This window comes from Pseudomonas sp. LB1P83 (assembly GCF_054897885.1).
Genome location: NZ_CM142709.1, coordinates 3,710,181 through 3,734,867 on the forward strand (window position 1 = coordinate 3,710,181; position 24,687 = coordinate 3,734,867).

The following is a 24,687-nucleotide window of genomic DNA, read 5'->3' on the forward strand; positions in this document are numbered from 1 at the left end:
GTCTGACGCAATCCCTTGTAGGAGTGAGCCTGCTCGCGAAGACGTCTGAACATTCAGAATCAATGCAAGCTGAACTACCGCCATCGCGAGCAGGCTCACTCCTACAAGGGGGTAGTCGGCGCACTATTTTTTCCAGTGGCCGATACTTCGTCGTCAGAAGGCAGGTTTCACGCTGGTACCGAAGTAGTGTTGGGACAGGTCGTCATAGTCTTTGCTGACCAGCAAGGAGGTGATGGCCTTGTCGAGCTTTGCCTTGAGTTCCGCGTCATCCTTACGCAGGCCGGCGCCCACGCCCTTGCCGAAGATCGGGTCATACGGCACGGCGCCGAGGTATTCCAGATTGCTCGCATCAGGAGTCTGCACGAAGGCCGCCATGGCCGTGCCGTCCGCCATCATCAGGTCGATGCGACCGGCAATCAGGTCGGCGTTGGCCGAGTCTTGGGTGTCGTAATACTTAACGTCGGCGATTTTTTCGTAGTACTGCTTGAGGTAGCTGGCGCTCACGGTCGAGTTCTGCACACCGATGATCTTGCCCTTGAGGTCATCCGGATACTTTTTCACCGACGTGCCCTTCGGCCCCACGATAGCGATCACCGAGTCGTAATACGCCTTGCTGAACGCGATCTGTTTTTCGCGCTCTTCGGTCACCGACATGGAGGAGAAAATCACGTCGATCTTCTTCGACAACAGCGACGGAATGATCCCGTCCCACGCCACTTCCTTGATCTCGCACTCGGCATTCATTTCGCTGCACAGTTTGTGGATCAGGTCGACTTCAAAGCCTTTCCATTCACCGTTGGCCTGCTTCTCGGTGTACGGCGGATAGGGTTCGGCCGCAACCGCGAACCTGATCGGCTGCGCTTGGGCCGCGCTCATCCCGGCCAGCAACACGCAGGCCACGCCCGTCATCCAGTTTGCCAAACGTCGATTTCCCATGATTTTTGCCCCGTCTTTTTATGATGTTATTAGCGAGTCTGATGAGCGTTGACGAATTGCCGGCAACGCTCGCTGCGTGGGTGTACGAACACTTCGTCCGGCGTACCGGCTTCCTCGATCAGCCCTTGGTGCAGATAGGCGACTTTGGAAGAGACATCGCGGGCGAACGCCATTTCATGAGTCACCAGGATCATGGTCCGGCCTTCTTCCGCGAGGGAGCGGATCACCCGCAGCACTTCGCCGACCAGTTCCGGGTCGAGTGCCGAGGTGGGTTCATCGAACAGCATGACCTTGGGCCGCATGGCCAAGGCGCGGGCGATGGCCACCCGTTGCTGCTGTCCCCCGGAGAGAAACGCCGGGTACTCGTTGCGCTTGGCCGCAAGCCCGACGCGCTCAAGCAAGGCTTCGGCCCGTTCAGTGGCCTCCGCACGGCTTTCACGCAGGACCTGGGTCGGCGCCTCGATGAGGTTTTCCAGCACCGTACGGTGGGGCCAGAGGTTGAAGTTCTGGAACACCATGCCCAGGCTGGAGCGGATGCGCACCAGTTGCTTGGCGTCCTTTACCAGCGGCGCGCCGGGACGGTCGAAGTTCAGGTGAATGCTTTCGCCGTCCACCAGAATGCGCCCCTGGTCCGGCACTTCGAGCATGTTGATGCAGCGCAGCAAGGTGCTTTTACCCGAGCCGCTGGCACCGATCAGCGAGATCACATCGCCTTCGCGGGCCGTCAGGGAAACACCTTTGAGGACCTCGATATTACCGAAGCGTTTGTGCAGGCCATCGACTTCGATCATGGTTTTGGTCGTGACGGGTGCAACCACCGACTCGCAGGTGACACGGCTGATCACCGGGCGCGGCGCTTCGCCTTTCAATACCAGGACAAAGTCGCGAATACGCTGGCAGGCCTGGGCCAGTCGTTCTTCACCGAGGGTGAACGAAAGCCGCACAAAACCTTGGGCCGGCTCGCCGAAAGCCGCCGCATCCAGCACCGATACACGCGCCTCACGCAGCAGACGCCAGGCGAATTCCAGCGAGGTCAGGCCGGTGTCACGCACGTCCATCAATACGAACATGCCGGCATCGGGGTTGAGCACTGAAATTCCCGGGCAATCCGACAGGCTGCTCACCACCAGATCGCGACGCCGACGATAGATATCGCACATGCCGTGGGTCACGTCCTCATGGGCTTGCACGGCTTTAAGCGCAGCCTCCATGACAAAACCCGGCAAGCCATAAAGCATGCTCAACACCATGGTTTCGGCGTGCGCCACGAGGGTTTCATCGGCGACGATCCAGCCAGTGCGCCAGCCCGTCATGGCATGGGATTTCGACAGACTGCCGATCACCACGCACCGCTCGGCCATGCCCGGCAACGCCGCCAGGCTCAGGTGCTCACGCTCGAAGGTCAGGCTCTCATAGACCTCGTCCACCACGACCCACAGGTCATGCTGGATGGCGAGGTCGGCGATGGCTTGCAGCTCTTCGCGGTTGAGCACCACGCCGGTGGGGTTATTCGGATTGGAGAAGAACATCGCCCGGGTGCGCGGGGTGATGGCCTTGGCCAGCACGGCGGCATCGAGCCGGAAACCTGAATCCGCCGAGCACGGCACGCGAACCAACGTGGCGCCGGAACCCTTGAGCGTCGCCTCGTAAGTCACGTACATCGGGTCCAGGGCAATCACTTCGTCGCCGGTAGTGAGCAGGCACATCGAGGTGATGAACAGCGCGTTCTGCGCCCCCGCCGAGATGATGACGTTTGGTGCTGTCACCTCACGGTCGAACAGCTGGCTGTACCGAGCGGCGATGGCTTCGCGCAACGCCTGGCGGCCGGCGATCTCGGTGTAGTGGGTGTCTCCCTCACGCAGCGCATGAATCGCGGCATCGGTGATGAAGTCAGGAGTGGGAAAATCCGGGTCGCCGACGCTGAGAATGATCACATCCTCACCACGGCGCTGGGCTTCAAAGGCCGCATTGTGAATATCCCAGGCGGCAACGCCGTCGCCTGAAATCCGCTCAACAAAGGGTGAAAACCGCATGCCAGTGCCTCGTTCGAATAGAAGAAACGCAAGCCCGCGCAACCAGCCGGGGAGGTGGAACGAACATAATCGAAGCTGAACACTCGTTCAACAGAAAAATGACCAGGGTTCGCGTTCAGCGTAAACAGGTCGTTTTTACGACAGTCGTGCCGCTTTCAGCGGTGAAATCGCCATGCACTCGCGCCTGCGAAACGTTGGTTTCGTCGCTTCAGGCTGATCGCAAAAACAGTTATCCAGAAGATAAAAATCGGCGGGAAATAGTTGGATTTACATTCGAAACAAAAAAAACAACCAGCACGCAGTTGTAACGCAAATAAGACACTTGCAAGCACCCACTCTTAAAACGGCGCAACCCATTTGCCTAAAAGCGTTTTACAGGCACAAATAATTATCTGCCCTTTCCACCCCTGATTAATCCTAAGCTCCGGCATCCTGGCACCGGACCACAAATGTCGACACTCTTAACCCGCCACCAAGCCTCGATTAAAAACGAACACTTAATTCCAACAAATCATAAAAAAGCCCGGACGAATTCTGACCATCTAATATGCTCAACACACAGAAACTACATCCCGCTAACTGTAAGTTTCCCCGGCACCTCCAGCAACCATTACTCCATGTTCGACTGCTTTGAATGTAACGTCAGCCAGTTCGACATTACTGTAGGGAAATGGAAATGAAGATCAAAATTCTGTGCATCCATGGGATTGGCCACGAAGAGGCGGACGAGAGCTTCGAGCAATCCTGGCAAAGGTCGATTACCAACGCAGTGCTGCGTGTGGCACCGAATGCCGTCGTCGAACTGGATTACTTTGAGTTTGATGCGCGCTTTGCTTCCAGTGGCCTGGGTGCGCCGCAAATTGCCGAGGCAACCCTGCGCCTGCTGACCAGCTCGGTGATCCATTCGGTTGGCGATCTGTTCCGGCGCAATCGCGGCATCGGACAGTTTCCCGACCGCCTGCGCTGGACGGCCGGCATGGTTGCCCAGTGGACCGCGGACGAGGCACTACGAACTACGCTGCGCAAAGACCTCACCCGCCACATCAGCGACTCGCAACCGGACATCGTCTGCGCGCACAGCCTGGGGACGCTGGTCGCCTACGACACGTTCCGTAGAGACCCCTCACTCATGAGCAAGCGGGTGTTGATCACCTTCGGCTCGCAGATTGCCAACCCCGCCGTTCGCGAGACGTTCGGCGGGCGCATCGAAGGCATCGCGAGTGCGCACAAGTGGTACCACCTCTACAACGAACACGATCACGTTTTTACCGCCCCTCTGTACCTGCGCGACACCAACTTCACCCAGGTCATGACGCCGTTCGACAAACCGGGCGATGCGCTCAATCATGACGCGACGTTCTACCTCGGCCACGCGGAAACCGCGGCCAATGTCTGGGGGCCGCTGTTGCAGGCAGGCCTGACCAAGGGCTTCGACAAACGGCTCGCCGCCGTCGACAAGTCGCTGGGCATTGCTGTCCCCAAGGCAGGCACGGTGCGCCGCTCGCGAGACAAGGCATTGCTGATCGGTATCAACAACTACCCCAATATCGAGGATCGGCTCGAAGGCTGCGTCAATGATGTTTTCCTGATGAGCTCACTGCTGCAAGAGTCGAAATTTTCGCCGGACGATATCCGCGTCGTCCTCGATGACCGCGCTACCGCTGCCGGCATTCGAGATCGCCTGCATTGGCTGCTCGACGACGCCCAGGCCGGTGATCGTCGGGTGCTCTTCTATTCCGGGCACGGTGCGCAGATTCCCAATACCAATGCCGCGGGCGAAGCCGACCGCATCGACGAATGCCTGTGCCCGTGGGACTTCGACTGGACGCCTGCACGCGCCATCGTCGACAACGACTTTCGCGACCTCTACATCCAGCTTCCGTACGACACGCAGTTCATCACGATCTTCGATTGCTGCCATTCCGGCGGCATGACGCGTGAGGGCGCACGGCGCGCTCGCGGGCTGACGCCGCCGGATGACATCCGTCATCGCGCCTTGCGCTGGGAGCCTCAGCTGCAGATGTGGGTCGAGCGTGACTGGGTGAAACGGGCGCGCAAAAGTTCGCAAAAGGCTGAAGCAGCCAACACCGTGAGCAATCGCGAGGGTATCCGTCGGGTCGGCCAGGCCATCGCGGTGCGCGGTTACGACGACAAGCTCTACAACAAACGACGCGCCGCGTATAAGCACGATGGGCCGTTTCTGCCGATCCTCATGTACGCCTGCGGCGAATCCCAGCTGTCGTATGAATACCGTCACGGCGTGATCTCGTACGGAGCGTTCACCTACGCGCTCGCCCAGACGCTGCGCTCATCCAAACAGCGTCCGACGTTCAATGCCCTGGTTCGCGCAACGGGCAGGCTCCTGGCCGAGCTGGGTTATGACCAGAAACCGGCGATCGTCGGGCCGGCGAAATTGCTCGGCAAAGTCGTTCCCTGAGTGGCCAGCCTCTGGCGATATAGAGGAGCAGCGAAGGGTCGGTAGCCTTCACGCCCACCCTTCCAGTCGCAACGTCGCACGGACAAGGCGCTGCTCTTCGCTTTCGATTTCCCTGAGGTTCTCGCAGATGCTCTGGATGTGCGCGATGGCTGCCTTGCGCGCCTGCTCCGGCATGCGGCCGGTGACGGCGTTGTAGAGCCGGGCGTGCTGGCGGTCGATCTGACGTTTTTGTGGGGCGCGGTGGTAGAGGTTGTTGACCGAGGCAAACACAGTGTTGAGCAGCAAGTCTGTCAGCGAGCGCAAGGTTTGCACCAGCACCGGGTTGTGCGAGGCCTCGCAGATCGCCAGATGAAACGCATGATCGAGCCGGGCGTGTTCGCTCGCTTCCATCGACCGTGTGTGGGCATCGAGCAACGCTTCATAGCTTCGGGTGATGAGGACAAAATCCGCTTCGGTCCCGCGCAGTGCAGCCAGGCGAGCGGACTCGCCCTCGAGCAGGCTGCGGACCTCGAACAAGTCGTAAAGCGTGCGCGGCTGTGAGCTGAACAGGTGCATCAGCGGCGATGCGGCACCGTGGCCCGACAGATCCGCGACAAACGATCCCTTGCCCTGCTCCGTCTTGATAATCCCCCGGGCGCGCAACAACTTCAGGCCCTCGCGAAGCGCTGTGCGGGATACGCCGAGTTTTTCGGTCAGGCGCCGTTCCGAAGGCAATAGCTGCCCGGTCTTGAGTACGCCGTCCACGATCAGCCGTTCTATGCGTTCACACACCACGTCTGCAACTTGTGGATTACGGGTCATTTGCGCACTGTCCATCGAACCTCCGACTGGTATGACCAGCCTAGCCGGCAACACCCTATACGCTCGAATACAACCCTAACTGCATGTTTAAGCGGTCGTTTTTTCCAGAAACAAATAAATAGCCCCGGAAGAACTGGTTCGACCAGTCAAACAACGCATAGACAGTAGGACGTGTCAGGCCAATGATGCAAGTTAGCTGTCACCGGAAACAGACCTCTAATAAAAACAACTGAGGGTCGTCAACCGCCTATGAACATCCTCTACGACGAACGCGTCGACGGCGTTCTGCCTGATGTCGACAGAGCGGCCCTGCTCCAGGCACTGCACGCTCGCCTGCCAGACCTGGAAGTCCTGCATCAGCAGGAAGAACTCAAACCGTACGAATGCGACGGACTGTCCGCTTACCGCACCACGCCGATGCTGGTGGTGCTGCCGCGTCATATCGACGAAGTCCAGGGCGTGCTTAAACTCTGCCACGAGTTTCACGTCCCGGTGGTCGCTCGCGGCGCCGGCACCGGTTTGTCCGGCGGTGCATTGCCGCTGGAGAAAGGCGTGCTGCTGGTGATGGCGCGCTTCAACAACATCCTGCACATCGACCCCGCCGCGCGCACGGCGCGGGTGCAGCCGGGTGTGCGCAATCTGGCGATTTCCCAGGCCGCCGCGCCGTTCGGCTTGTACTACGCGCCGGACCCCTCCTCGCAGATTGCCTGTTCCATCGGTGGCAACGTGGCCGAAAACGCCGGCGGCGTGCATTGCCTGAAATACGGTCTGACGGTGCACAACCTGCTCAAGGTCGACATCCTCACCGTCGATGGCGAACACCTGACCCTGGGTTCCGAGGCGCTCGACTCGCCCGGGTTTGATCTGCTGGCGTTGTTCACCGGCTCCGAAGGCATGCTTGGAGTCATCACCGAAGTCACGGTCAAACTGCTGCCCAAACCTCAGACCGCCAAGGTGCTGCTGGCGGCGTTCGATTCCGTGGAAAAAGCGGGGCGCGCGGTGGGCGACATTATTGCCGCCGGGATCATTCCCGGTGGCCTGGAGATGATGGACAACCTGGCCATTCGCGCCGCCGAAGACTTTATCCACGCGGGGTATCCGGTCGACGCCGAAGCCATTCTGCTGTGCGAACTCGATGGCGTTGAAGCCGACGTTCACGATGACTGCGACCGCGTGCGCCAGGTGCTGGAACAGGCCGGCGCCACCGAAGTGCGCCAGGCCCGCGATGAGGCCGAACGCGTGCGCTTCTGGGCCGGGCGCAAGAATGCGTTCCCGGCGGTGGGCCGCCTCTCGCCGGATTATTACTGCATGGACGGGACGATCCCGCGCCGCGAACTGCCCGGCGTGCTGCAAGCGATTGCCGCGCTGTCGGCCGAGTACGACCTGCGCGTGGCCAACGTTTTCCACGCCGGCGATGGCAACATGCATCCGCTGATTCTGTTCGATGCCAACCAACCCGGCGAACTCGATCGCGCCGAAGCCCTCGGCGGCAAGATCCTCGAATTGTGCGTAAAAGTCGGCGGCAGCATCACCGGTGAACACGGGGTCGGCCGCGAGAAAATCAATCAGATGTGCGCGCAGTTCAACAGTGATGAGCTGACGCTGTTTCATGCCGTCAAAGCCGCGTTCGATCCGGGCGGCCTGCTCAATCCCGGAAAGAACATTCCCACCTTGCACCGCTGCGCCGAGTTCGGCGCGATGCACGTTCACATGGGTCAGTTGCCCTTCCCGGACCTGGAGCGTTTCTGATGCGCAGCGAACACGATATCGATGACAGCGGCGCACTGCTGGAGCAGGTCAACCAGGCGCTGCAAAACGCAACGCCGCTGCGCATCCAGGGTTCCAACAGCAAGGCGTTTCTGGGGCGCATCGTGGCGGGTGAAGTGCTCGATACGCGCAGCCATCGCGGCATTGTCAGCTATGACCCGACCGAACTGGTGATTACCGCTCGCTGTGGCACGCCGTTGTCAGAACTGGCCGAAGTGCTGGACGCCGCGCAGCAGATGCTGCCGTGCGAACCGCCCTCCTTCGGTGACGGCGCCACGGTGGGCGGGATGATCGCCAGCGGATTGTCGGGACCACGGCGCCCCTGGTCAGGATCGGTCAGGGACTTCGTCCTCGGGACACGGGTCATCACCGGACACGGCAAGCATTTGCGCTTCGGTGGCGAAGTCATGAAAAACGTCGCCGGCTACGACCTTTCGCGCCTGATGGCCGGCAGTTACGGCTCGCTGGGGGTGATCACCGAAGTCTCGCTCAAAGTCCTGCCCAAACCTCGGCAAGCTCTAAGCATCAGCCTGGAAATGGACAGCGATCGCGCCTTGCTACGCCTCGCGGAATGGGGGCAGCAACCGCTGCCGATCAGCGCCGCATGTCACGACGGTCAGCGCCTGCACCTGCGGCTTGAGGGTGGCGAAGGCTCGGTGAAGGCGGCGCATGAGCGCTTGGGTGGCGAGTTGCTGAACGCTTCGTATTGGGCGGATCTCAACGAGCATCGCTTGAGTTTCTTTGATGAAGACCAGCCGCTTTGGCGCTTGTCCGTCCCGCACAACACGCCCCGGCTTTCCCTGCCCGGCCTGCAAATGATCGACTGGGGCGGTGCCCAGCGCTGGCTCAAATCCGACGCCGAAGCAGCGTTCATTCGCAAGGTCGTCGATGAGGTCGGCGGGCATGTGACCTGCTACAGCCACGGCCTGATCGACAGCCCGTTCCAACCGTTACCCCCGGCACTGATGCGCTACCACCGCAACTTGAAGAACCAACTCGATCCACGGGGCATCTTCAACCCCGGTCGCCTGTACGCGGAGCTTTGACCCATGCAGACCACCTTGAGCGAACAAGCCCGCCAACTGCCCCGCGCCGAAGAAGCCGAAAGCATCCTGCGCACATGCGTGCACTGCGGTTTTTGCAATGCCACCTGCCCGACCTATCAACTGCTCGGCGATGAACTGGACGGGCCGCGTGGGCGCATCTACCTGATCAAGCAGGTGCTGGAAGGTAACGAGGTCACCCAGAAGACCCAGCAGCATCTGGACCGCTGCCTGTCTTGTCGTAATTGCGAAACCACCTGCCCTTCGGGCGTCGACTACCACAACTTGCTCGACATCGGCCGCGCCGTGGTCGATGCGGCCGTGCCGCGTTCACTTGAGCAGCGCTTGTTGCGCGAAGGCTTGCGCAGCGTCGTGCCCAATCCGGGACTGTTCAAAGCACTGGTCAGCAGCGGTCAGGTGTTCCGTGCGTTGCTGCCCAATACGCTGCGAGCCAAGTTGCCGCGCCACGTGTATCCGGCCAGGCAACGCCCGACCACCCGCCATGCGCGGCAGGTGCTGATGCTCGAAGGTTGCGTGCAGCGGAGTCTGTCGCCGAACACCAATGCGGCCACCGCGCGCGTCCTCGATCGACTGGGGATCAGCGTCACACCGACTCGCGAGGCCGGCTGCTGCGGCGCCGTCGATTATCACCTGGACGCACAGGAGGCGGGCCTTGATCGCGCCCGCCACAACATCGATGCGTGGTGGCCGAGCATCGAACAAGGTGCCGAGGCCATTGTGCAAACCGCCAGCGGTTGCGGTGCCTTTATCAAAGACTACGACCACCTGCTCAGCACCGACCCGGCGTATGCCGAGAAGGCGAAAAAGGTCAGTGCGCTGGCCAGGGATCTGGTTGAAGTGCTGCGCGACGAGCCGCTGGAAAAGCTCGGCATCCACAGCGATCAGCGCCTGGCGTTCCATTGCCCCTGCACCTTGCAGCACGCGCAAAAACTCGGCGGTGCGGTTGAAACGCTGCTGACGAAACTGGGTTTCAACCTCACGTTCGTTCCTGACAGTCACCTGTGTTGCGGCTCGGCCGGCACCTATTCGCTGACCCAACCCGAGCTGTCCCGACAACTGCGCGACAACAAACTCAATGCGCTGGAAAGCGGTCATCCCGACGTCATTGTCACGGCGAATATCGGCTGTCAGTCACACCTCGACGGTGCGGGCCGAACCCCGGTGCGCCACTGGATCGAACTGGTCGAAGCCGCGTTGCCCCCATCGAGCCCTGGAGTATTCCCATGAAAAGCAAAGCCGTACTGAGCCAGACCGAAGTCAGCCAGATTCTCAGCGCCGCACGCAGCGAAGCACAGAACAATCAATGGGCCGTGACCATCGTGGTTGTCGATGACGGCGGCCATCCCCTGGCCTTGGAGCGCCTCGACGGGTGCGCGCCTATCGGTGCGTACATCGCCACCGAAAAGGCCCGCACCTCTGCCTTGGGTCGGCGTGAGTCGAAAGGTTATGAAGAGATGGTCAACGGTGGCCGCCACGCGTTTTTGTCAGCGCCGTTGCTGACCTCCCTTGAAGGTGGCGTGCCGATTATTGTCGATGGGCAGGTGATCGGCGCGGTGGGTGTGTCCGGCGTTAAAGCCGAACAGGATGCGCAAGTGGCCAAGGCTGGAGCGCAGTGCCTGAAGTGAAGATCACACATCGCTGCAATGCGGTCCTGTAGCAGCTGGCGAAGCCTGCGTTCGGCTGCGCAGCAGTCGTGAAATCAGACGATGCGGTGTTTCAGGTAGACCGCAAATTCAGGTTTTACGACTGCTGCGCAGCCGAACGCAGGCTTCGCCAGCTGCTACAGAAAATGTGTCGTCGCAGAAATCGTTAACTGACTGGCATCAGGTTTTCACTTACGCGCCAACTTGTACCGCACGCACTCCTCATAAAAACTCTCACGCACATCCGCCGGTTTGAACCGCGACTTGCTGTCGTAGGTCTGCTCGGTGATGCCCATCGCCATCATGCGCATCCACGCCTTGCTGAATTTGTAAGCCTGTAACTTCTGACGAGCGGCATACAGAGAGACCCCGGCCAGCTTGAGTTCCTGGGCCCTCGCCGCCGTCCCCGCCCCCCAGCTGCACATATACCGATCATTGGATGCCAAGTCCCTGGCCTGGGCAGCGACTGCAAGACTCGCCAGGGCGAACGAGATCATCGTGACAAATACACTTCGCAATTGCATTCCGCCTAACCACCTGAAAGTGAAGTGATTTTGGCGACAACTTTGAAGCTTCGGGGCCAGCAAAATGCCTCTTTTGCACCTTATGGATTTATCGGATGCCGCCCGCCACCAGCCTCAACTTTCCCGAGACCAGCCTGAGTCCGATCACGCCGGCCAGAATCAGCACGATGCAGCCGATTCTCAGCGCCGTCGTGGACGTGCGCGTGATCATCATCGACCGTGCACCGCAGATCGGCGCGACGATGGGTGACGGGATTCGTCCATCCATCATCGAGGCGTCCGAACACCTGGGCGTCGAGTGGGTGGTCAATGCCAGTGTCGCGGCGGTGGACGCCAACGGCGTGACCCTCGCCGATGGCCGCCACATCGAGGCCCAAACGGTGATCTGGACCGTCGGTTTCCGCGCCAGCCCGTTGACCGAACAGTTGACCAGCGATCGCGATCCCCAGGGGCGCTTGCACGTCGACGCAAACTGGTCAAGGACGAGGCCAAGGAGCTCAAGACGCAGATCAATACCCAGTTGGATCTACCCGCTGGCCGCTGATCGGGCCACCGCCCTGGCAGCGGCTGACCCGATGATTCCGGTGGCCTGAGACCTGGCCTGAGACCTGGCCTGAACGTGGCGCCCGCGACAGCATCGCGGGCGCCTTTGTTTTCGCTCGTAATGTTTGTTCCCCGACTAGAATCAGCCAGACACTGGCGGTCATGGTTTAAGATCCGTTTGAAGTGTTCTCCGGAATCGACAAAAACTTCATGCGCTTAAAACTGAAGGTTCGTATGCCCTCCTCGCTACCATTCCCGGTTCAATTTTCCCGCCTGCTCGCCCGCCCGTGGCTGCGGTCACTGCTGTTGCTGAGCCTCATCGTTCCGGGCATGGCCAGTGCCGAGCCAAGGCCAGAACACATGGTCTACCTGCGCACGATTGATCCGACCATCGAGCAAGACATTCGCTACGCCAGCGCCCACAACTTCACCGGACACTCACTCGACGGTTACGCCGCTTCCGAGTGTCTGCTGTCGCTGGACACCGCCAAGGCCCTCGCCCGAGTGCAACAGGCACTTCAAGCACAAGGCTACGGCTTGAAGGTGTTCGACTGCTATCGACCCAGCCGGGCTGTGGCTGATATGGGCCGCTTCGCGACTGAGCCGGGAGACCCGCGCAAGGCCGAGTTCTATCCGCGCGTGGACAAACAGGACTTCTGGCGGCTGGGGTATGTGGCGCGGGTGTCGAATCACTCCAGAGGTTCAACCGTGGACCTGACGCTGACCGGTCCCAAAGCACTGCCCGCCGACACCTGGACACCCTCGGCCGCGCAAGTCGATTGCACAGCGCCTTATGCCCAGCGCTGGCACGACGGCGCCCTCGACATGGGCACCGGGTTCGATTGCTTCGATGAGCGCGCGCATACCGCAAACCCGACGATCAACGCGACCGCCAAAGAAAACCGCCAGCGACTCAGCAGCGCGATGGAAAAAGAGGGATTTGCCGGGTACTCGAAAGAGTGGTGGCACTTCACTTTTGGTGGCGAGGGAGCGCCGAAGAACGTGATGGATTTTCCCATTACGCCGCTGAGTGCCAGTGAAGTGCTGGACAACAGTCACCAGCTGATTGTGGTCACTTCAAAAAACTGGGATGACATTCAGGGCATTGCCCAGCGCTATGAACGAGACGGGGGTAGTTTTCGAAAAATCGGCGATGGGTTTGCCGTGGTGGTTGGCAAGAACGGGATGGCGTGGGGTAAGGGTTTGGGTAATGTTGAGCCCGGTGAAGGTCCGACCAAACGTGAAGGTGATGGAAAAGCGCCCGCCGGTGTCTTCAAACTTGGTACTGCGTTTGGTTACGACACGACAGCCGATACAAAACTGCCTTATCTCTCACTGACATCAACCACCGAGTGCGTGGATGACAGCAAATCCGAACGTTACAACGAGCTGGTCGACGGGGCGACGATGGCCAAGGACTGGAACAGTTCTGAGCATATGCGCAGCGAGGACCTTTATCGCAAAGGCATCTTCATCGAGCACAACACGCCGGCGTCTGCGGGTTCAGGTTCGTGCATTTTTTTCCATATCTGGCGGGGGCCTGAATCGCCTACGTTGGGGTGCACGGCGATGGATCAGGGGGATATTTCGCGGTTGTTTGAGTGGCTGGATCCTCGTGAGTCTCCGATGCTGGTGCAGATGCCTGAGGCGCAATATGAGCAATTGCGTGGACGCTGGAAGTTGCCGCAGCGTTGATGGACCACTACGTTCCAGCTGGGTAACCACGGAGCCCCTGTAGCAACTGCCGAGCAGCGCGAGGCTGCGTTCGGCGACGCAGTCGTCGTGAAATCAGGACGCGCGGTGCATCAGGATGACCGCATGCGCAGGTTTTACGGCGACTGCGTCGCCGAACGCAGCCTCGCGCTGCTGCAGGAACGTTGGTGTTGCTGATAATGGGGTTCGGCGGGCTTTGGTCAGCCGTGCTTCAAATCGAGGCAGTAGGTGTAATAACCTGGGTCGCGCACGTAACCCAATGATTCATACAACCGCTGCGCCGTGAAATTATCCGTGGCGGTTTCCAGCACCATGCCTTTGGCGCCGGTCGACAGCGCAAAGTCTCGGGCAGCGTTCATCAGTAACCTCCCCACGCCCTGCCCCCGGGCCTCGGGGGCGGTGAACAAGTCACTGAGGAGCCAGGTGCGGTGGGCGTCGATGGAGGAAAATGTCGGGTACAACTGGACGAACCCCAACGCATCACCGGACAGGTCAGAGGCGAAAAAGATCACGGATTCATTCCGATCGATACGTTCGGCGATGAAATCCCGGGACTGCTGCAGGTTCGAGGGCTGGCCGTAGAAGCCTCGATAATCGTCGAAGAGGCTGGCGATTTTTTCGATGTGCGTTGCGTCGACGCGCAAGACTTGGACGGCCATGCCTGGGGTCTCCGTATGGGCTACTTCGGCTGCGCCACCGTGCGCAAATAAGGTTTCACCGTTTTATAACCATCCGGGTATTTCTTCTTCGCGTCCTCGTCGGACACCGAAGTCGGAATGATCACGTCCTCGCCCGGACGCCAGTTAACCGGCGTGGCAACGGTGTGCTTGGCGTTCAATTGCAGCGCATCGAGCAAGCGCAGCACTTCATCAAAGTTGCGTCCGGCACTCATTGGGTAGATGAGCATCGCCTTGACCTTTTTGTCCGGTCCGATGATGAACACGGACCGCACCGTGGCGTTGTCCACGGCAGTGCGTGCGCCGCCGCTGGCATTCGGATGGATCATGTCGTAGAGCTTGGCCACCACCAGGTTCTCGTCGCCGATCATGGGGTAATTGACCGCATGCCCCTGGGTTTCTTCGATGTCTTTGGCCCAGCTCGCATGATTGCTGACGGGGTCGACACTGAGTCCGACGACCTTGGTGTTGCGTTTGTCGAACTCCGGCTTGAGCCCTGCCATATAACCGAGTTCAGTGGTGCACACCGGGGTGAAGTCCTTGGGGTGCGAGAACAGGATCGCCCACTTGTCGCCGATCCACTCATGGAAATGCAGCGTGCCTTCGGTGCTTTCGACGGTAAAGTCCGGCGCTTCGTCGCCAATGCGGATGGTCATGATCGTTCTCCTGACTGTGAGTCCGTAGGGAAGCCCTCAGAACGAATGTGGCTGTTCCAACGGCATTCGGGATCTGTGTTGAACCGGTCAACGCGGATCAGTATAGGAGACACTTCAAGACATGCCGGTGACCGGCGTATTCACTTTGTAAGTCCTTGATTCAGGCCTTTGAAGGCTGCTCAGGCAACACCGCCAGCGCTGATGTCCTCGCCAGCAGATAGTAAAGAATGCCCGGCACCACCAGCCCGACGATCCAGGAAATATCGACACCGCCGAGCTGCGCGACCATCGGTCCGGAGTAGAAATGCGTGTCGACGAAAGGCAGCTGGATCAACACACCCACGACATACACGCTGATCCCGCGCACGTTCCAGCGACCATACCGACCCGCCGGGTCCGACAACGCCGCAATGTCATAGCGCTCTTTGTTGATGAAGTAGTAAACCACCAGGTTGATCGCGCTCCACGGCGTGCAAAAGGTCAGCAGAAACAGGATGAAGTACTTGAACGGCTGTGGTTGATCGGCGTATGGCGCGCTATCCGGCCAGCGAGAGATTGCCTGGGGGCTTCAATCTAAAACCTTCGGCAATGCCCAAGTCTGGGTATTGCCCAATCCGAGTGGGCGCAATCTCGCGTTCACTCTCGATCAACTGGTGGGTGCGTACCGTCAACTCTGGTGCGCAGTGAATCAAGTTTCGATCACCGAAACTTGCGTTTATCGGCCTTAAGCTAAGCTAAGAGCAGCTTATTGCACACGATGCTCGCGTCTGCAGGTTTTGGGGTTTTCTGGAGAGCGTCTGCAACAGCTATTTCAGACCGGCCCAACCATTTCACGCAGGACTACGTGATGACCGAGCCTCTCCTCAGTTTTGACCAACTCAAGCGTGCTGCCGCCTCCGGCGAGATCGATACCGTTCTGGTGTGCATGGTCGACATGCAAGGCCGACTCGTCGGCAAACGATTCCAGGTCGAGTTTTTCATCGACAGCGGACATGAAGAAACCCACTGCTGCAATTACCTGTTGGCCGACGACATCGACATGGAACCCGTGCCGGGTTACGCCGCTGCCAGTTGGAGCAAGGGCTATGGCGACTTTGTCCTCAAGCCCGACATGTCGACGTTACGGCGAGTGCCTTGGCTCGAGTGCACGGCGCTGGTGCTGTGTGACGTGCTCGATCATCACCATCGGCGCGACCTGCCGCACAGCCCGCGGGCGATCCTGAAAAAGCAGATCGAGCGACTGCGTGAACGCGGCTACACCGGCATGTTCGCCTCGGAACTCGAGTTCTATCTGTTCGACGAAAGCTACGAGGCGATCCACGAGCGCAACTACCACAAGCCGAAGACCGCCGGCCACTACATCGAGGATTACAACATCCTCCAGACCACCCGCGAGGAGCCGGTGCTGCGGGCGATTCGCAAGCATCTGCAAGCGTCCGGCATTCCCGTGGAAAACTCCAAGGGTGAATGGGGCCCGGGCCAGGAAGAGATCAACATTCGTTACGCCGATGCGCTGACCATGGCCGACCACCACGTCATCATCAAGCACGCCTGCAAAGAGATCGCGCAGTTGCAGGGCAAGGCGATCACGTTCATGGCCAAGTGGCGGTATGACGCCGCCGGTTCCAGCAGCCATATCCACAATTCGCTGTGGGACAAGAACGCCAAGAAGCCGCTGTTCTTCGACGCCAAGGCCGAGTTCGGCATGTCGAAACTGATGCGCGCCTGGGTGGCTGGGCAGCTTAAATACGCCAACGACATCACCTGCTTTCTCGCGCCCTATATCAATTCCTACAAGCGTTTTCAGGCCGGTACGTTTGCGCCGACACGGGCGGTCTGGAGCCGGGACAATCGCACCGCAGGCTTTCGTCTGTGCGCAGAAGGCAGCAAATCCATCCGTATCGAATGTCGCATCGGCGGCGCCGACCTCAACCCTTATCTGGCCTTCGCTGCCTTGATCGCTGCGGGGCTGGCCGGTATCGACGAGAAGCTCAACCTCGTGCCACCCTTTGAAGGCGATGCTTACGTAGACGAGCACTTGCCGGAAGTGTCGAAGACCTTGCGCGAAGCCAGCGCCGCACTCCAGAGTTCAACGATGTTGCGCGAAGCGTTCGGTGATGAAGTGATCGACCACTACGTGCACACCGCCGAATGGGAGCAGAAAGAGTACGACCGACGCATCACCGACTGGGAATTGCAGCGCGGTTTCGAGCGCTATTGAGACCGCCATCATGACTGCAACGATTCAACTCATCTCACCGGTCGACGGCCGGATTTACGCCGAACGTCGCTGTGCCGATGCCTCGCAGATCGAGCAGGCGCTGGCGGCTGCCGCAACGGCCCAGGCGAAATGGAAACGCCGACCACTGAGCGAACGCGCCGCTTTTTGCAGCGCGGCGGTGGATGCGATGCTGGCCATGAAGGACGAGATTGTCCCGGAACTGGCCTGGCAAATGGGCCGCCCGGTGCGCTTTGGCGCGGGCGAACTGCGAGGTTTCGAAGAGCGCGCCCGGCATATGATCGCCCTTGCGCCTGAAGCGCTGGCAGCGGTTGAACCGACGCCTGTCGCCGGTTTTCGACGGCACATCAAACGTGAACCGCTCGGTACGGTGCTGGTCGTCGCGCCGTGGAATTACCCCTATCTGACGGCAGTGAATACGATCATTCCGGCGCTGATGGCCGGCAACAGCGTCATCCTCAAACACGCTTCGCAAACGCTGCTGGTGGGTGAACGGTTTGCCGAGGCCATGCGCCGCGCCAATCTGCCCGAAGGACTGTTCCAGAACCTGCTGCTCGATCATCGCCAGACCGGCGAGATCATTGCCTCCGGCCGCGTGCACCAGGTGAACTTCACCGGTTCGGTTGACGCCGGCAAGGCCATGGAAAACGCCGCCACGGGCCGCTTCCTCGGCCTGGGCCTGGAACTCGGCGGTAAGGACCCGGCCTACGTCCGCGCAGACGCCAATCTCGAACATGCAGTGGAAAACCTGGTGGACGGCAGCTTCTTCAACTCCGGGCAAAGCTGCTGCGCCATCGAACGGATCTATGTCGATGCAAAAATCTACCCGGCGTTTGTCGAGCGATTCGTCGCACTCACGAATCAATACGTGCTGGGCAATCCGCTGGATGAAGCCACCACGCTCGGTCCGCTGGTGAACCCGGGCGCCGCTGAGTTCGTGCGCGGACAGATCGCCGATGCGCTGTCCAAGGGCGCAAAGGCGCTGATCGATCCGAAGGCCTTTCCCCTCGACGCACCGGGCAGCGCCTACCTCGCGCCGCAGGTGCTGATCGACGTCACCCATCAGATGTCGGTGATGCGCGAGGAAAGCTTCGGCCCGGTGGTCGGCATCATGCCGGTGGCCGGCGACGACGAAGCCATCGCCCTGATGAACGACAGCGAGTTCGGACTCAGCGCCTCCCTCTGGACCCAGGACCTCGCCGCCGCCGAACGCCTCGGCAACGAGATCGACACCGGCACCGTGTTCATGAACCGCTGCGATTACCTGGACCCGGCCCTGGCCTGGACCGGCGTGAAAAACAGCGGGCGCGGCGTGACGCTGTCGCGCCTGGGTTACGAGAATCTGACCCGAGCAAAATCCTTCCATTTGCGCCACGAGATCTGAGCCATGAGCCTGACCGGGAACTGGAACTACCCCACAAGCATTCGCTTCGGTGTCGGCCGCATCAGCGAGCTGGCCGAGGTTTGTCGCAGCCAGGGTATCCAGCGACCGTTGCTGGTCACCGACAGCGGCCTGGCCCGCGCCCCGATCACCACGGCAGCGGTTGACGCCTTGCGCGCCGCCGGCCTTGGCGTCGCGCTGTTTTGCGACCTCAAGCCCAATCCGGTCGAAGCCAATTTGGCCGGCGGGCTCGATGCCTGGCGCGCCGGCAAGCACGATGGCGTGGTCGCCTTCGGCGGTGGCAGCGGCCTGGACATGGGCAAACTCATCGCCTTCATGAGCGGCCAGACCCGACCCGTATGGGATTTCGAGGACATCGGCGACTACTGGACACGCGCCGACGAAAGCCAGATCGCCCCGGTCATCGCGGTGCCGACGACCGCAGGCACCGGTTCTGAAGTGGGCCGCGCAGCGGTGATCATCGACGAGCGTACCCACACCAAACGCATCATCTTCCACCCAAAAATGATGCCGCGCGTGGTCATCAGCGACCCGGCCCTGACCGTCGGCATGCCGGCAAAAATCACCGCTGGCACGGGCATGGACGCGTTGGCGCATTGCCTGGAAGCCTACTGCGCGCCCGGTTTTCACCCACTGGCCGATGGCATCTCGGTGGAAGGCATACGCCTGGTGGCCAGCGCCCTGGTGCGGGCCGTCCACACCCCGTCCGACCTGGACGCCCGCGCGCAAATGCTCGCGGCCGCCGCGATGGGCGCTACCGCCTTCCAGAAAGGCCTGGGCGGGATGCACGCCCTTTCGCATCCGGTCGGCGCGCTGTACGACACACATCACGGCATGACCAACGCCACCTTCATGCCCTACGTTTTGCAGTTCAATCGCCCAGCCATCGAAGAACGCATCACGCGCCTGGCGGCTTATTTACGCCTGCCCTCGCCGGGTTTCGACAGTTTTCTGGCCTTCATCCTCAAACTGCGCAAGGACATCGGCGTGCCGCACACGCTGGTTGAGCTGGGCGTGGATGATCGCCAGGCCGAGCTGATCGCGGACATGGCGATTGTCGACCCGTCTGCCGGCGGCAACCCGCTGCCATTGACGCGGGCCGGCGCGGCACAGATTTTCGACGCGGCGTATCACGGCCGTCTTTAGAGCAGTTGCCTGTCCGTGCATGGACAGGTTGTATCGGTTGGAAAAGGAGCAGTACGACAAGGGGTTGAAGGCCAGGCCATCCGGGACCCGGGTGGATGCGTATCAAAACCTGAAGGGGCACACAACATGAATCCAGCAAGTCAGCCCGGCACGAGCGCGCCGCAAGACGATGACGTCAAGGTACTGCACAGCATGGGCTACGCCCAGCAGCTCTCGCGACGCATGGGCGTTTTCTCCAACTTTGCCATTTCCTTTTCGATCATCTGCATCCTCTCGGGTGGCATCAACTCACTCGCCCAAGGCACCTCGGGCGCGGGCGGTGCGGCCATCGGCATCGGCTGGCCAATCGGGTGCCTGATCTCCGGGGTCTTTGCCATGGCCATGGCGCAGATCTCCTCAGCCTACCCCACCGCTGGCGGCCTCTATCACTGGGGCTCGATTCTCGGTAACCGCTTCACCGGCTGGCTGACGGCGTGGTTCAACCTGTTGGGGCTGGTGACCGTGCTGGGCGCGATCAACGTCGGCACTTACTACTTCTTTTTCGGCGCCTTCGGACCGGGACTGGGCATGGAAGACACCATCACGACACGGATGATTTTCCTCGCGATTCTGACCGGTATCCAGGCCTTGTGTAACCACCTGGGCATTGGCCTCACCGCGAAGCTCACCGACTTCTCGGGGTACCTGATCTTCGCCACGGCACTGGCGCTGACCATCGTCTGCCTGATCTCTGCACCCAGTTATGAATTCGCCCGGCTATGGACCTTCGGCAACTACTCCGGCGAAGCGGGCGGCAGCGTCTGGCCACAAGTCTCGAACGGCTGGATCTTCATGCTCGGCCTGCTCTTGCCGATCTACACCATCACCGGCTATGACGCCTCCGCGCACACCTCGGAAGAGACCCGCAATGCCGCGATGTCCGTGCCACGCGGCATGGTCATGTCGGTGGTCTGGTCGTTGCTGTTCGGCTGGGTCATGCTCAGCTCCTTTGTGCTGATGCTGCCGAGCATGGACGAAGCCGCGAAGCATGGCTGGAGCGTGTTTTTCTGGGCAATGGACACGCAAGTGAACCCGACGGTAAAAACGGCGCTGTACGTGGCCATTTTCATCTCGCAGTTCCTCTGCGGACTGGCGACCGTGACCTCGGTCTCACGCATGATCTTCGCCTTCTCCCGCGACGGCGGCCTGCCCTTCTCCAAAGCACTTGCCTCGGTTTCGCCAACCCTGCGCAGCCCGGTGGCCGCGATCTGGACCGGCGCCACCCTCGCGGTGTTGTTCGTCTGGGGATCGTCGGTGATCTCGATCGGTGAAACGCCGGTCTATACCATCGTGGTGTCCTGCACGGTGATCTTCCTGTTCTTCTCCTTCGTCATCCCCATCATCCTCGGCCTGTTTGCCTACGGGACATCAAAGTGGCCGACCATGGGACCGTGGAACATAGGGCGCTTCTGGTACACCGTGTTCGCCCTGCTCTCGATCCTCTCGATGGTGATCATCTTCATCATCGGCATCCAGCCACCGAACGATTGGGCGCTGTACATCACCATCGGCTTTCTGGTGCTGACGGCCATCGTCTGGTTCGGCTTTGAAGCCCGCCGTTTTCAGGGGCCGCCGATGGGGGATTTGATCGTCAAACGCCAGGCTGAAATTGCTGCGGCTGAAGAGGCGCTAAACAAACGCGCCGGAGGCTAATACCACCGAGCAATTTCTGCCGTAACGCGGTCCTTTGTAGCAGCTGGCGAAGCCTGCGTTCGGCTGCGAAGCAGTCGTAAACCCTAAGCATGCGGTCTTCCTGAAACACCGCATCGCCTGATTTCACGACTGCTACGCAGCCGAACGCAGGCTCCGCCAGCTGCTACAGATCGCGTTCAGCATTAACCGCTTGGCATTAACGCTGAGCGCCCCGTTTTTATGAACATAGATAGAACGATGAACAACCTGTGGCGAGGGAGCTTGCTCCCGCTGGCCTGCGCAGCAGGCCCATCTGTCAGGGCCACATCGCCGCTAAGTGAAAGCAAACCCCCTCTCCACACAACAGCAACTACTTAGCCGGCTCAACCTTATCCAACACCCGGTTCGCCGTAATCTCCGCCACCATGATGCTGTTCGAAATGCCCAACAAGGCATAACGCGACTCCCCCTCCAAATGATCCACCAACTGATGGACCATCACATCCACCGACGCCAGCGTCTCGACCAAAAAAACCGCCAGGGTTTCGGCAGTGGCTTCCGGGTCCACGGAAAACAGCTTGCTGGATGTACGCGGGGTGGCTTTGATATCGGCGTTTGATGGGAAGTGGAAGTCGAGGGCGCGTTCGGCGGCTTCGTGGAGTTTTTTTGAATCGGGTTCGTAGGGGGAAACTGGATCGGTGTCGGGTGGGTTGGGCGTAATTTTGAACATAAGCTCGCTTCTCAAATTGAGTGCCAACCTTCTTGCTGCTAAACGAGAGGGAGGCAGCTGTACGCAGGTTAGCAGACCGGGGAAGCTAGCAAAGCCGGCGCGCCCGAAGGCGCCCTGCGCACAACCACCATCAAGTGCAGGCGTGGGAATGCCTGACTGACAAGAGCTCGTGCAGCTTGCTTGTAACCCCGGGCTGCTAAACCCGATCACTGAAGGGCAGTGACGGGAATCAAGTTACCGACCGACCCAAAAGCGCACAAGCCGGCGGATTCTGGTGCAGTCGTAGGCAACGGCGCAAGGTTTTGTAGCTTTCAGGACGTAACCTTGAGGGCGTTTAAACGCGCGCCCTCAAGAGTTGTTGAATAAGCTGACGCACGCTTCCTACAGGCGGTGAAAGCTCAGAAAAAATTCAGGAAGCCACTGCCGTATTTGTAAGGCTGACTGTCACAAATGTGGCAGCAACATGGTGTCTTGAATCAGTCGGCTATTGGCCAAAAGCAGACGGCCAGCCGTGTTCACCTCGTCAACATTCTCCGTAAAACAAGGCCGTGATAGTCAGTTGCTGCCCGCATCAAAGTGCAAACCTGAAGACTGTTCCTACTGATCTACTTGCCCCTTTATAACCAAAACATTGCAGGGCACCTTATACAGCACGTGCTCTGTAGTACTGCCAATTAGCTTGTGCAGCCCTTTTCGATGCATATCTCCCATTATGAGCACATCGGCTCGGCTATGAGCTGCGAAGTCGGACATCACCTTGGTTGGCGACCCTTCAATGAAGTGCTGTCGCTCAGAGGGTACGTGGTAGCTGTCAGCTAACGTAATGAAGGACTTATGCAGTGACCGACGTACTTCGTTGCTGAAGCCTGGCATCGTCACGGCACCGGCGCCGGCGTCAGAGATGTGTGTTTGCGATGGATCGAAGGCGTGCAGTAGGTGCAGCTCGGCATTGCACTGGATTGCCATCCGTTGCGCAGCCAGGATGATGTGATCGTTGATATCAGTGATCTGGTGCTCTGGATGCGACAAATCCACTGCTGCCACCACCACCCGTGGAAGTGGACACCTGACTTCGCTGACCAAATGAACAGCAACCGGACAATCGCGTATCAGGTGCCAATCCAGAGGCGTGACGAATACGCGTTTGAGCGCTGATTCGTGGTGTACGTCTTTGATAACCAGGTCCGGTTGCAAGTTTGTCACATGCTGAAGGATTTCTTGCAGTACGTTCCGAGCCAATGCAACCTCGGTGGTCACCGTAATGCCATTGCCGCGTATCAGTTGGGCTTCATCTTGCAGCCATTTCTGGTTCTCTTGCTGACAGATCTCGCGAAATTGCTTATTCCCGCTCATCAGCCCCAAAATGCCGACATCTTCGATAAACACCGCGATATGCAGCACTGCACCAGTGGCTTTGGCAAGTGCGACTGCCCGCTCTAACGCTGGCGTGTGACGCATGGCTGGACCGACAATCAGAAATAGGCGTTCATATTGGCTCATGTCGCACCTCCAGCATTCTGGGTTATCCGTTAGTTTGCGCCGGCACTCTCTTACGCCACACTATTGGCGACTTTCTACCGCCTCGATTTCCCTGATCGACAATACCAATATACGCCTGCATTCGGTAAACGCGCGCGTAGCGAGTCGACCTGCACACCTATCCACCCCATCACCCTGGATGCGCACATGTCAGCCCTATGCAAGCCAATCCCCGAAGACGATTTTCTGGAGATTCAGGACTGCTTTAGTCTGTCGACGACCTACTGAACCGGCACATTGAGGCGTCAAATGCTATTGGCAAGAACAAGATGATGGTCGGCCCTCCAATGACTTTCGACTTCTGAGAATGACCGGTTTTTGGCCGTTTTTCTGCCTGTCGCGACCGGCTAAAAACGACCCATAGCTGCCTTTCGCGCAAGGTAGCTAACGGCCAATTTCTGCATGTGACGACTAACCTGAATCCAACGATTGCGGCTTCTGACTAGAGACATTTATGCGGATGTGGCTGCCGCGTTCTGCAAAATAGGCGAGTGGTGATAGACGGGAAATTGGTGTTGAATACGAGCCTTTTCAGGAAGGGTCGTATGAAGAAGGATTTGTTTGCTCTGGCCTTTGCCACCTCGCTGATTGCTGGATGTGCGTACCAGGCGCCCTATGGAACTCCAGAGGCTACCTCTCAACTGGTGAGCGACCTTGCACTTGATGGAGTGCCGGAACTTGTTGTGCCGGCAAACTGGATGTCTGTGCCCTATGGGGTTACGAAACCAGCTGAACCGACAAAAGGGCTGCTTGTCTCGGAGCGTAGTGGTTTACGTTTGGTAATATTCGACAATAAGCACTACCGGCAAGCTGGCGAACTTCGCGCGCCCAAGGTGCAATGCGGTTACATCTGGAGGGGGGAGCAGGACACGATGCCTGTGCACCTATTCGAGGCGGAGCATTTTTACGCGTTGAGCCTAGGCGAAACTGTAGGAGCAATGGACGTGAAAAAAAGGGCGCAAGTAGTTCGGTATTTACAGTCCCAACACATACCGTTGCTTACCGTACAAGACGGCTTGTTTGTTCGTGCAACCGGAAACTGGTCTTCCAATGTCCCCTTGCCGAACAACTATGCCCCATGGGACATCGGAGTACCTCTTCCCCGTGGGGAGTTGGAGGCATTCAACCCATGCAAGCATTAATCGGTACTCCGGATCACTCCAGAT

At 59.6% G+C, this 24,687-nt stretch carries 19 protein-coding genes and 3 pseudogenes; 13 read left to right on the forward strand and 9 right to left on the reverse strand.

Going from position 1 to position 24,687, the window contains the following annotated elements:
* Window positions 1-153: 153 nt before the first annotated feature.
* Window positions 154-936, reverse strand: a complete 783-nt coding sequence (locus tag ACYZTY_RS17200; protein ID WP_461954718.1) for a transporter substrate-binding domain-containing protein — start codon at window positions 934-936, stop codon at window positions 154-156.
* A gap of 29 nt (window positions 937-965) precedes the next feature.
* Window positions 966-2,969: an aminotransferase class I/II-fold pyridoxal phosphate-dependent enzyme gene (locus ACYZTY_RS17205; protein ID WP_461954719.1), complete on the reverse strand. Its 2,004-nt coding sequence runs from the start codon at window positions 2,967-2,969 to the stop codon at window positions 966-968.
* A gap of 676 nt (window positions 2,970-3,645) precedes the next feature.
* Between ACYZTY_RS17205 and ACYZTY_RS17210 the strand changes: the two genes are divergently transcribed.
* Window positions 3,646-5,406: a caspase family protein gene (locus ACYZTY_RS17210; RefSeq protein ID WP_461954720.1), complete on the forward strand. Its 1,761-nt coding sequence runs from the start codon at window positions 3,646-3,648 to the stop codon at window positions 5,404-5,406.
* A gap of 48 nt (window positions 5,407-5,454) precedes the next feature.
* Here the strand turns inward: ACYZTY_RS17210 and glcC are convergent, their stop codons facing one another.
* Window positions 5,455-6,222, reverse strand: a complete 768-nt coding sequence (glcC, locus tag ACYZTY_RS17215) for a transcriptional regulator GlcC (RefSeq protein WP_461954721.1) — start codon at window positions 6,220-6,222, stop codon at window positions 5,455-5,457.
* 234 nt (window positions 6,223-6,456) lie between these two features.
* Here glcC and glcD point away from each other — a divergent pair, with 234 nt between their 5' ends.
* From glcD to ACYZTY_RS17235, 4 genes are read left to right on the forward strand one after another with little or no spacing between them, the layout of a single operon-like run.
* Window positions 6,457-7,956: a glycolate oxidase subunit GlcD gene (gene glcD / locus ACYZTY_RS17220; protein ID WP_461954722.1), complete on the forward strand. Its 1,500-nt coding sequence runs from the start codon at window positions 6,457-6,459 to the stop codon at window positions 7,954-7,956.
* The gene (gene glcE / locus ACYZTY_RS17225) at window positions 7,956-9,020 is read left to right on the forward strand and encodes a glycolate oxidase subunit GlcE (protein ID WP_461954723.1); all 1,065 of its coding nucleotides are present in this window, start codon (window positions 7,956-7,958) and stop codon (window positions 9,018-9,020) included. The genes glcD and glcE overlap by 1 nt, the downstream gene beginning before the upstream one ends.
* 3 nt (window positions 9,021-9,023) lie before the next feature.
* On the forward strand, window positions 9,024-10,265 hold the full coding sequence (glcF, locus tag ACYZTY_RS17230; RefSeq protein ID WP_461954724.1) for a glycolate oxidase subunit GlcF: 1,242 nt from the start codon (window positions 9,024-9,026) through the stop codon (window positions 10,263-10,265).
* The gene (locus ACYZTY_RS17235; protein WP_461954725.1) at window positions 10,262-10,663 is read left to right on the forward strand and encodes a heme-binding protein; all 402 of its coding nucleotides are present in this window, start codon (window positions 10,262-10,264) and stop codon (window positions 10,661-10,663) included. Before glcF ends, ACYZTY_RS17235 begins: the two co-directional genes overlap by 4 nt.
* Before the next feature lie 206 nt (window positions 10,664-10,869).
* Here ACYZTY_RS17235 and ACYZTY_RS17240 read toward each other — a convergent pair whose 3' ends face one another.
* Window positions 10,870-11,205 (reverse strand): hypothetical protein, encoded by a 336-nt coding sequence (locus tag ACYZTY_RS17240; RefSeq protein WP_461954726.1) that lies wholly within the window; start codon window positions 11,203-11,205, stop codon window positions 10,870-10,872.
* A 149-nt stretch (window positions 11,206-11,354) separates the two neighbouring features.
* Between ACYZTY_RS17240 and ACYZTY_RS17245 the strand changes: the two are divergent.
* Window positions 11,355-11,798: pseudogene (locus ACYZTY_RS17245) on the forward strand (FAD-dependent oxidoreductase); the annotation flags it as partial.
* Window positions 11,799-11,982: 184 nt separating this feature from the next.
* Window positions 11,983-13,443, forward strand: a complete 1,461-nt coding sequence (locus ACYZTY_RS17250; RefSeq protein WP_461954727.1) for a M15 family metallopeptidase — start codon at window positions 11,983-11,985, stop codon at window positions 13,441-13,443.
* 218 nt (window positions 13,444-13,661) lie between these two features.
* Here ACYZTY_RS17250 and ACYZTY_RS17255 read toward each other — a convergent pair whose 3' ends face one another.
* The 3 genes and pseudogenes from ACYZTY_RS17255 to ACYZTY_RS17265 all read right to left on the reverse strand — a co-directional run.
* A complete protein-coding gene (locus ACYZTY_RS17255) occupies window positions 13,662-14,120 on the reverse strand; it encodes a GNAT family N-acetyltransferase (protein ID WP_461954728.1) in 459 nt (152 codons plus the stop codon).
* Window positions 14,121-14,140: 20 nt separating this feature from the next.
* Window positions 14,141-14,794, reverse strand: a complete 654-nt coding sequence (locus tag ACYZTY_RS17260) for a peroxiredoxin (RefSeq protein ID WP_461954729.1) — start codon at window positions 14,792-14,794, stop codon at window positions 14,141-14,143.
* Between the two features lie 160 nt (window positions 14,795-14,954).
* A pseudogene (locus ACYZTY_RS17265) lies at window positions 14,955-15,302 on the reverse strand (cytosine permease); the annotation flags it as partial.
* 13 nt (window positions 15,303-15,315) lie between these two features.
* On the opposite strand from ACYZTY_RS17265, the pseudogene ACYZTY_RS17270 reads away from it, so the two are divergent.
* From ACYZTY_RS17270 to ACYZTY_RS17290, 5 genes and pseudogenes are all read left to right on the forward strand, one after another.
* Window positions 15,316-15,522 (forward strand): annotated as a pseudogene (locus ACYZTY_RS17270) (hypothetical protein); the annotation flags it as partial.
* 119 nt (window positions 15,523-15,641) lie between these two features.
* On the forward strand, window positions 15,642-17,015 hold the full coding sequence (locus tag ACYZTY_RS17275; protein ID WP_461954730.1) for a glutamine synthetase family protein: 1,374 nt from the start codon (window positions 15,642-15,644) through the stop codon (window positions 17,013-17,015).
* Between the two features lie 10 nt (window positions 17,016-17,025).
* A complete protein-coding gene (locus tag ACYZTY_RS17280) occupies window positions 17,026-18,417 on the forward strand; it encodes an aldehyde dehydrogenase family protein (RefSeq protein ID WP_461954731.1) in 1,392 nt (463 codons plus the stop codon).
* Between the two features lie 3 nt (window positions 18,418-18,420).
* The gene (locus tag ACYZTY_RS17285; RefSeq protein ID WP_461954732.1) at window positions 18,421-19,581 is read left to right on the forward strand and encodes an iron-containing alcohol dehydrogenase; all 1,161 of its coding nucleotides are present in this window, start codon (window positions 18,421-18,423) and stop codon (window positions 19,579-19,581) included.
* Between the two features lie 126 nt (window positions 19,582-19,707).
* Window positions 19,708-21,273: an amino acid permease gene (locus ACYZTY_RS17290; protein WP_461954733.1), complete on the forward strand. Its 1,566-nt coding sequence runs from the start codon at window positions 19,708-19,710 to the stop codon at window positions 21,271-21,273.
* 349 nt (window positions 21,274-21,622) lie between these two features.
* Here ACYZTY_RS17290 and ACYZTY_RS17295 read toward each other — a convergent pair whose 3' ends face one another.
* Together ACYZTY_RS17295 and ACYZTY_RS17300 are read right to left on the reverse strand one after the other, a co-directional pair.
* Entirely contained in the window at window positions 21,623-21,982 is a 360-nt protein-coding gene (locus ACYZTY_RS17295) for a DUF6124 family protein (RefSeq protein WP_461954734.1), read from the reverse strand.
* A 597-nt stretch (window positions 21,983-22,579) separates the two neighbouring features.
* Entirely contained in the window at window positions 22,580-23,482 is a 903-nt protein-coding gene (locus tag ACYZTY_RS17300) for a universal stress protein (protein ID WP_461954735.1), read from the reverse strand.
* A 584-nt stretch (window positions 23,483-24,066) separates the two neighbouring features.
* On the opposite strand from ACYZTY_RS17300, the gene ACYZTY_RS17305 reads away from it, so the two are divergent.
* Window positions 24,067-24,663 carry a hypothetical protein gene (locus ACYZTY_RS17305; RefSeq protein ID WP_415760612.1) on the forward strand — a complete coding sequence of 199 codons (597 nt, stop codon included), beginning with the start codon at window positions 24,067-24,069 and terminating at the stop codon, window positions 24,661-24,663.
* Window positions 24,664-24,687: the final 24 nt, after the last annotated feature.

Excerpts from the sequence above, each read along its gene's own strand:
- ACYZTY_RS17200 (WP_461954718.1), bottom strand. The coding sequence starts at position 936 with ATGGGAAATCGACGTTTGGCAAACTGGATGACGGGCGTGGCCTGCGTG.
- ACYZTY_RS17205 (WP_461954719.1), bottom strand. The coding sequence starts at position 2,969 with ATGCGGTTTTCACCCTTTGTTGAGCGGATTTCAGGCGACGGCGTTGCC.
- ACYZTY_RS17210 (WP_461954720.1), top strand. The coding sequence starts at position 3,646 with ATGAAGATCAAAATTCTGTGCATCCATGGGATTGGCCACGAAGAGGCG.
- glcC (WP_461954721.1), bottom strand. The coding sequence starts at position 6,222 with ATGGACAGTGCGCAAATGACCCGTAATCCACAAGTTGCAGACGTGGTG.
- glcD (WP_461954722.1), top strand. The coding sequence starts at position 6,457 with ATGAACATCCTCTACGACGAACGCGTCGACGGCGTTCTGCCTGATGTC.
- glcE (WP_461954723.1), top strand. The coding sequence starts at position 7,956 with ATGCGCAGCGAACACGATATCGATGACAGCGGCGCACTGCTGGAGCAG.
- glcF (WP_461954724.1), top strand. The coding sequence starts at position 9,024 with ATGCAGACCACCTTGAGCGAACAAGCCCGCCAACTGCCCCGCGCCGAA.
- ACYZTY_RS17235 (WP_461954725.1), top strand. The coding sequence starts at position 10,262 with ATGAAAAGCAAAGCCGTACTGAGCCAGACCGAAGTCAGCCAGATTCTC.
- ACYZTY_RS17240 (WP_461954726.1), bottom strand. The coding sequence starts at position 11,205 with ATGCAATTGCGAAGTGTATTTGTCACGATGATCTCGTTCGCCCTGGCG.
- ACYZTY_RS17250 (WP_461954727.1), top strand. The coding sequence starts at position 11,983 with ATGCCCTCCTCGCTACCATTCCCGGTTCAATTTTCCCGCCTGCTCGCC.
- ACYZTY_RS17255 (WP_461954728.1), bottom strand. The coding sequence starts at position 14,120 with ATGGCCGTCCAAGTCTTGCGCGTCGACGCAACGCACATCGAAAAAATC.
- ACYZTY_RS17260 (WP_461954729.1), bottom strand. The coding sequence starts at position 14,794 with ATGACCATCCGCATTGGCGACGAAGCGCCGGACTTTACCGTCGAAAGC.
- ACYZTY_RS17275 (WP_461954730.1), top strand. The coding sequence starts at position 15,642 with ATGACCGAGCCTCTCCTCAGTTTTGACCAACTCAAGCGTGCTGCCGCC.
- ACYZTY_RS17280 (WP_461954731.1), top strand. The coding sequence starts at position 17,026 with ATGACTGCAACGATTCAACTCATCTCACCGGTCGACGGCCGGATTTAC.
- ACYZTY_RS17285 (WP_461954732.1), top strand. The coding sequence starts at position 18,421 with ATGAGCCTGACCGGGAACTGGAACTACCCCACAAGCATTCGCTTCGGT.
- ACYZTY_RS17290 (WP_461954733.1), top strand. The coding sequence starts at position 19,708 with ATGAATCCAGCAAGTCAGCCCGGCACGAGCGCGCCGCAAGACGATGAC.
- ACYZTY_RS17295 (WP_461954734.1), bottom strand. The coding sequence starts at position 21,982 with ATGTTCAAAATTACGCCCAACCCACCCGACACCGATCCAGTTTCCCCC.
- ACYZTY_RS17300 (WP_461954735.1), bottom strand. The coding sequence starts at position 23,482 with ATGAGCCAATATGAACGCCTATTTCTGATTGTCGGTCCAGCCATGCGT.
- ACYZTY_RS17305 (WP_415760612.1), top strand. The coding sequence starts at position 24,067 with ATGAAGAAGGATTTGTTTGCTCTGGCCTTTGCCACCTCGCTGATTGCT.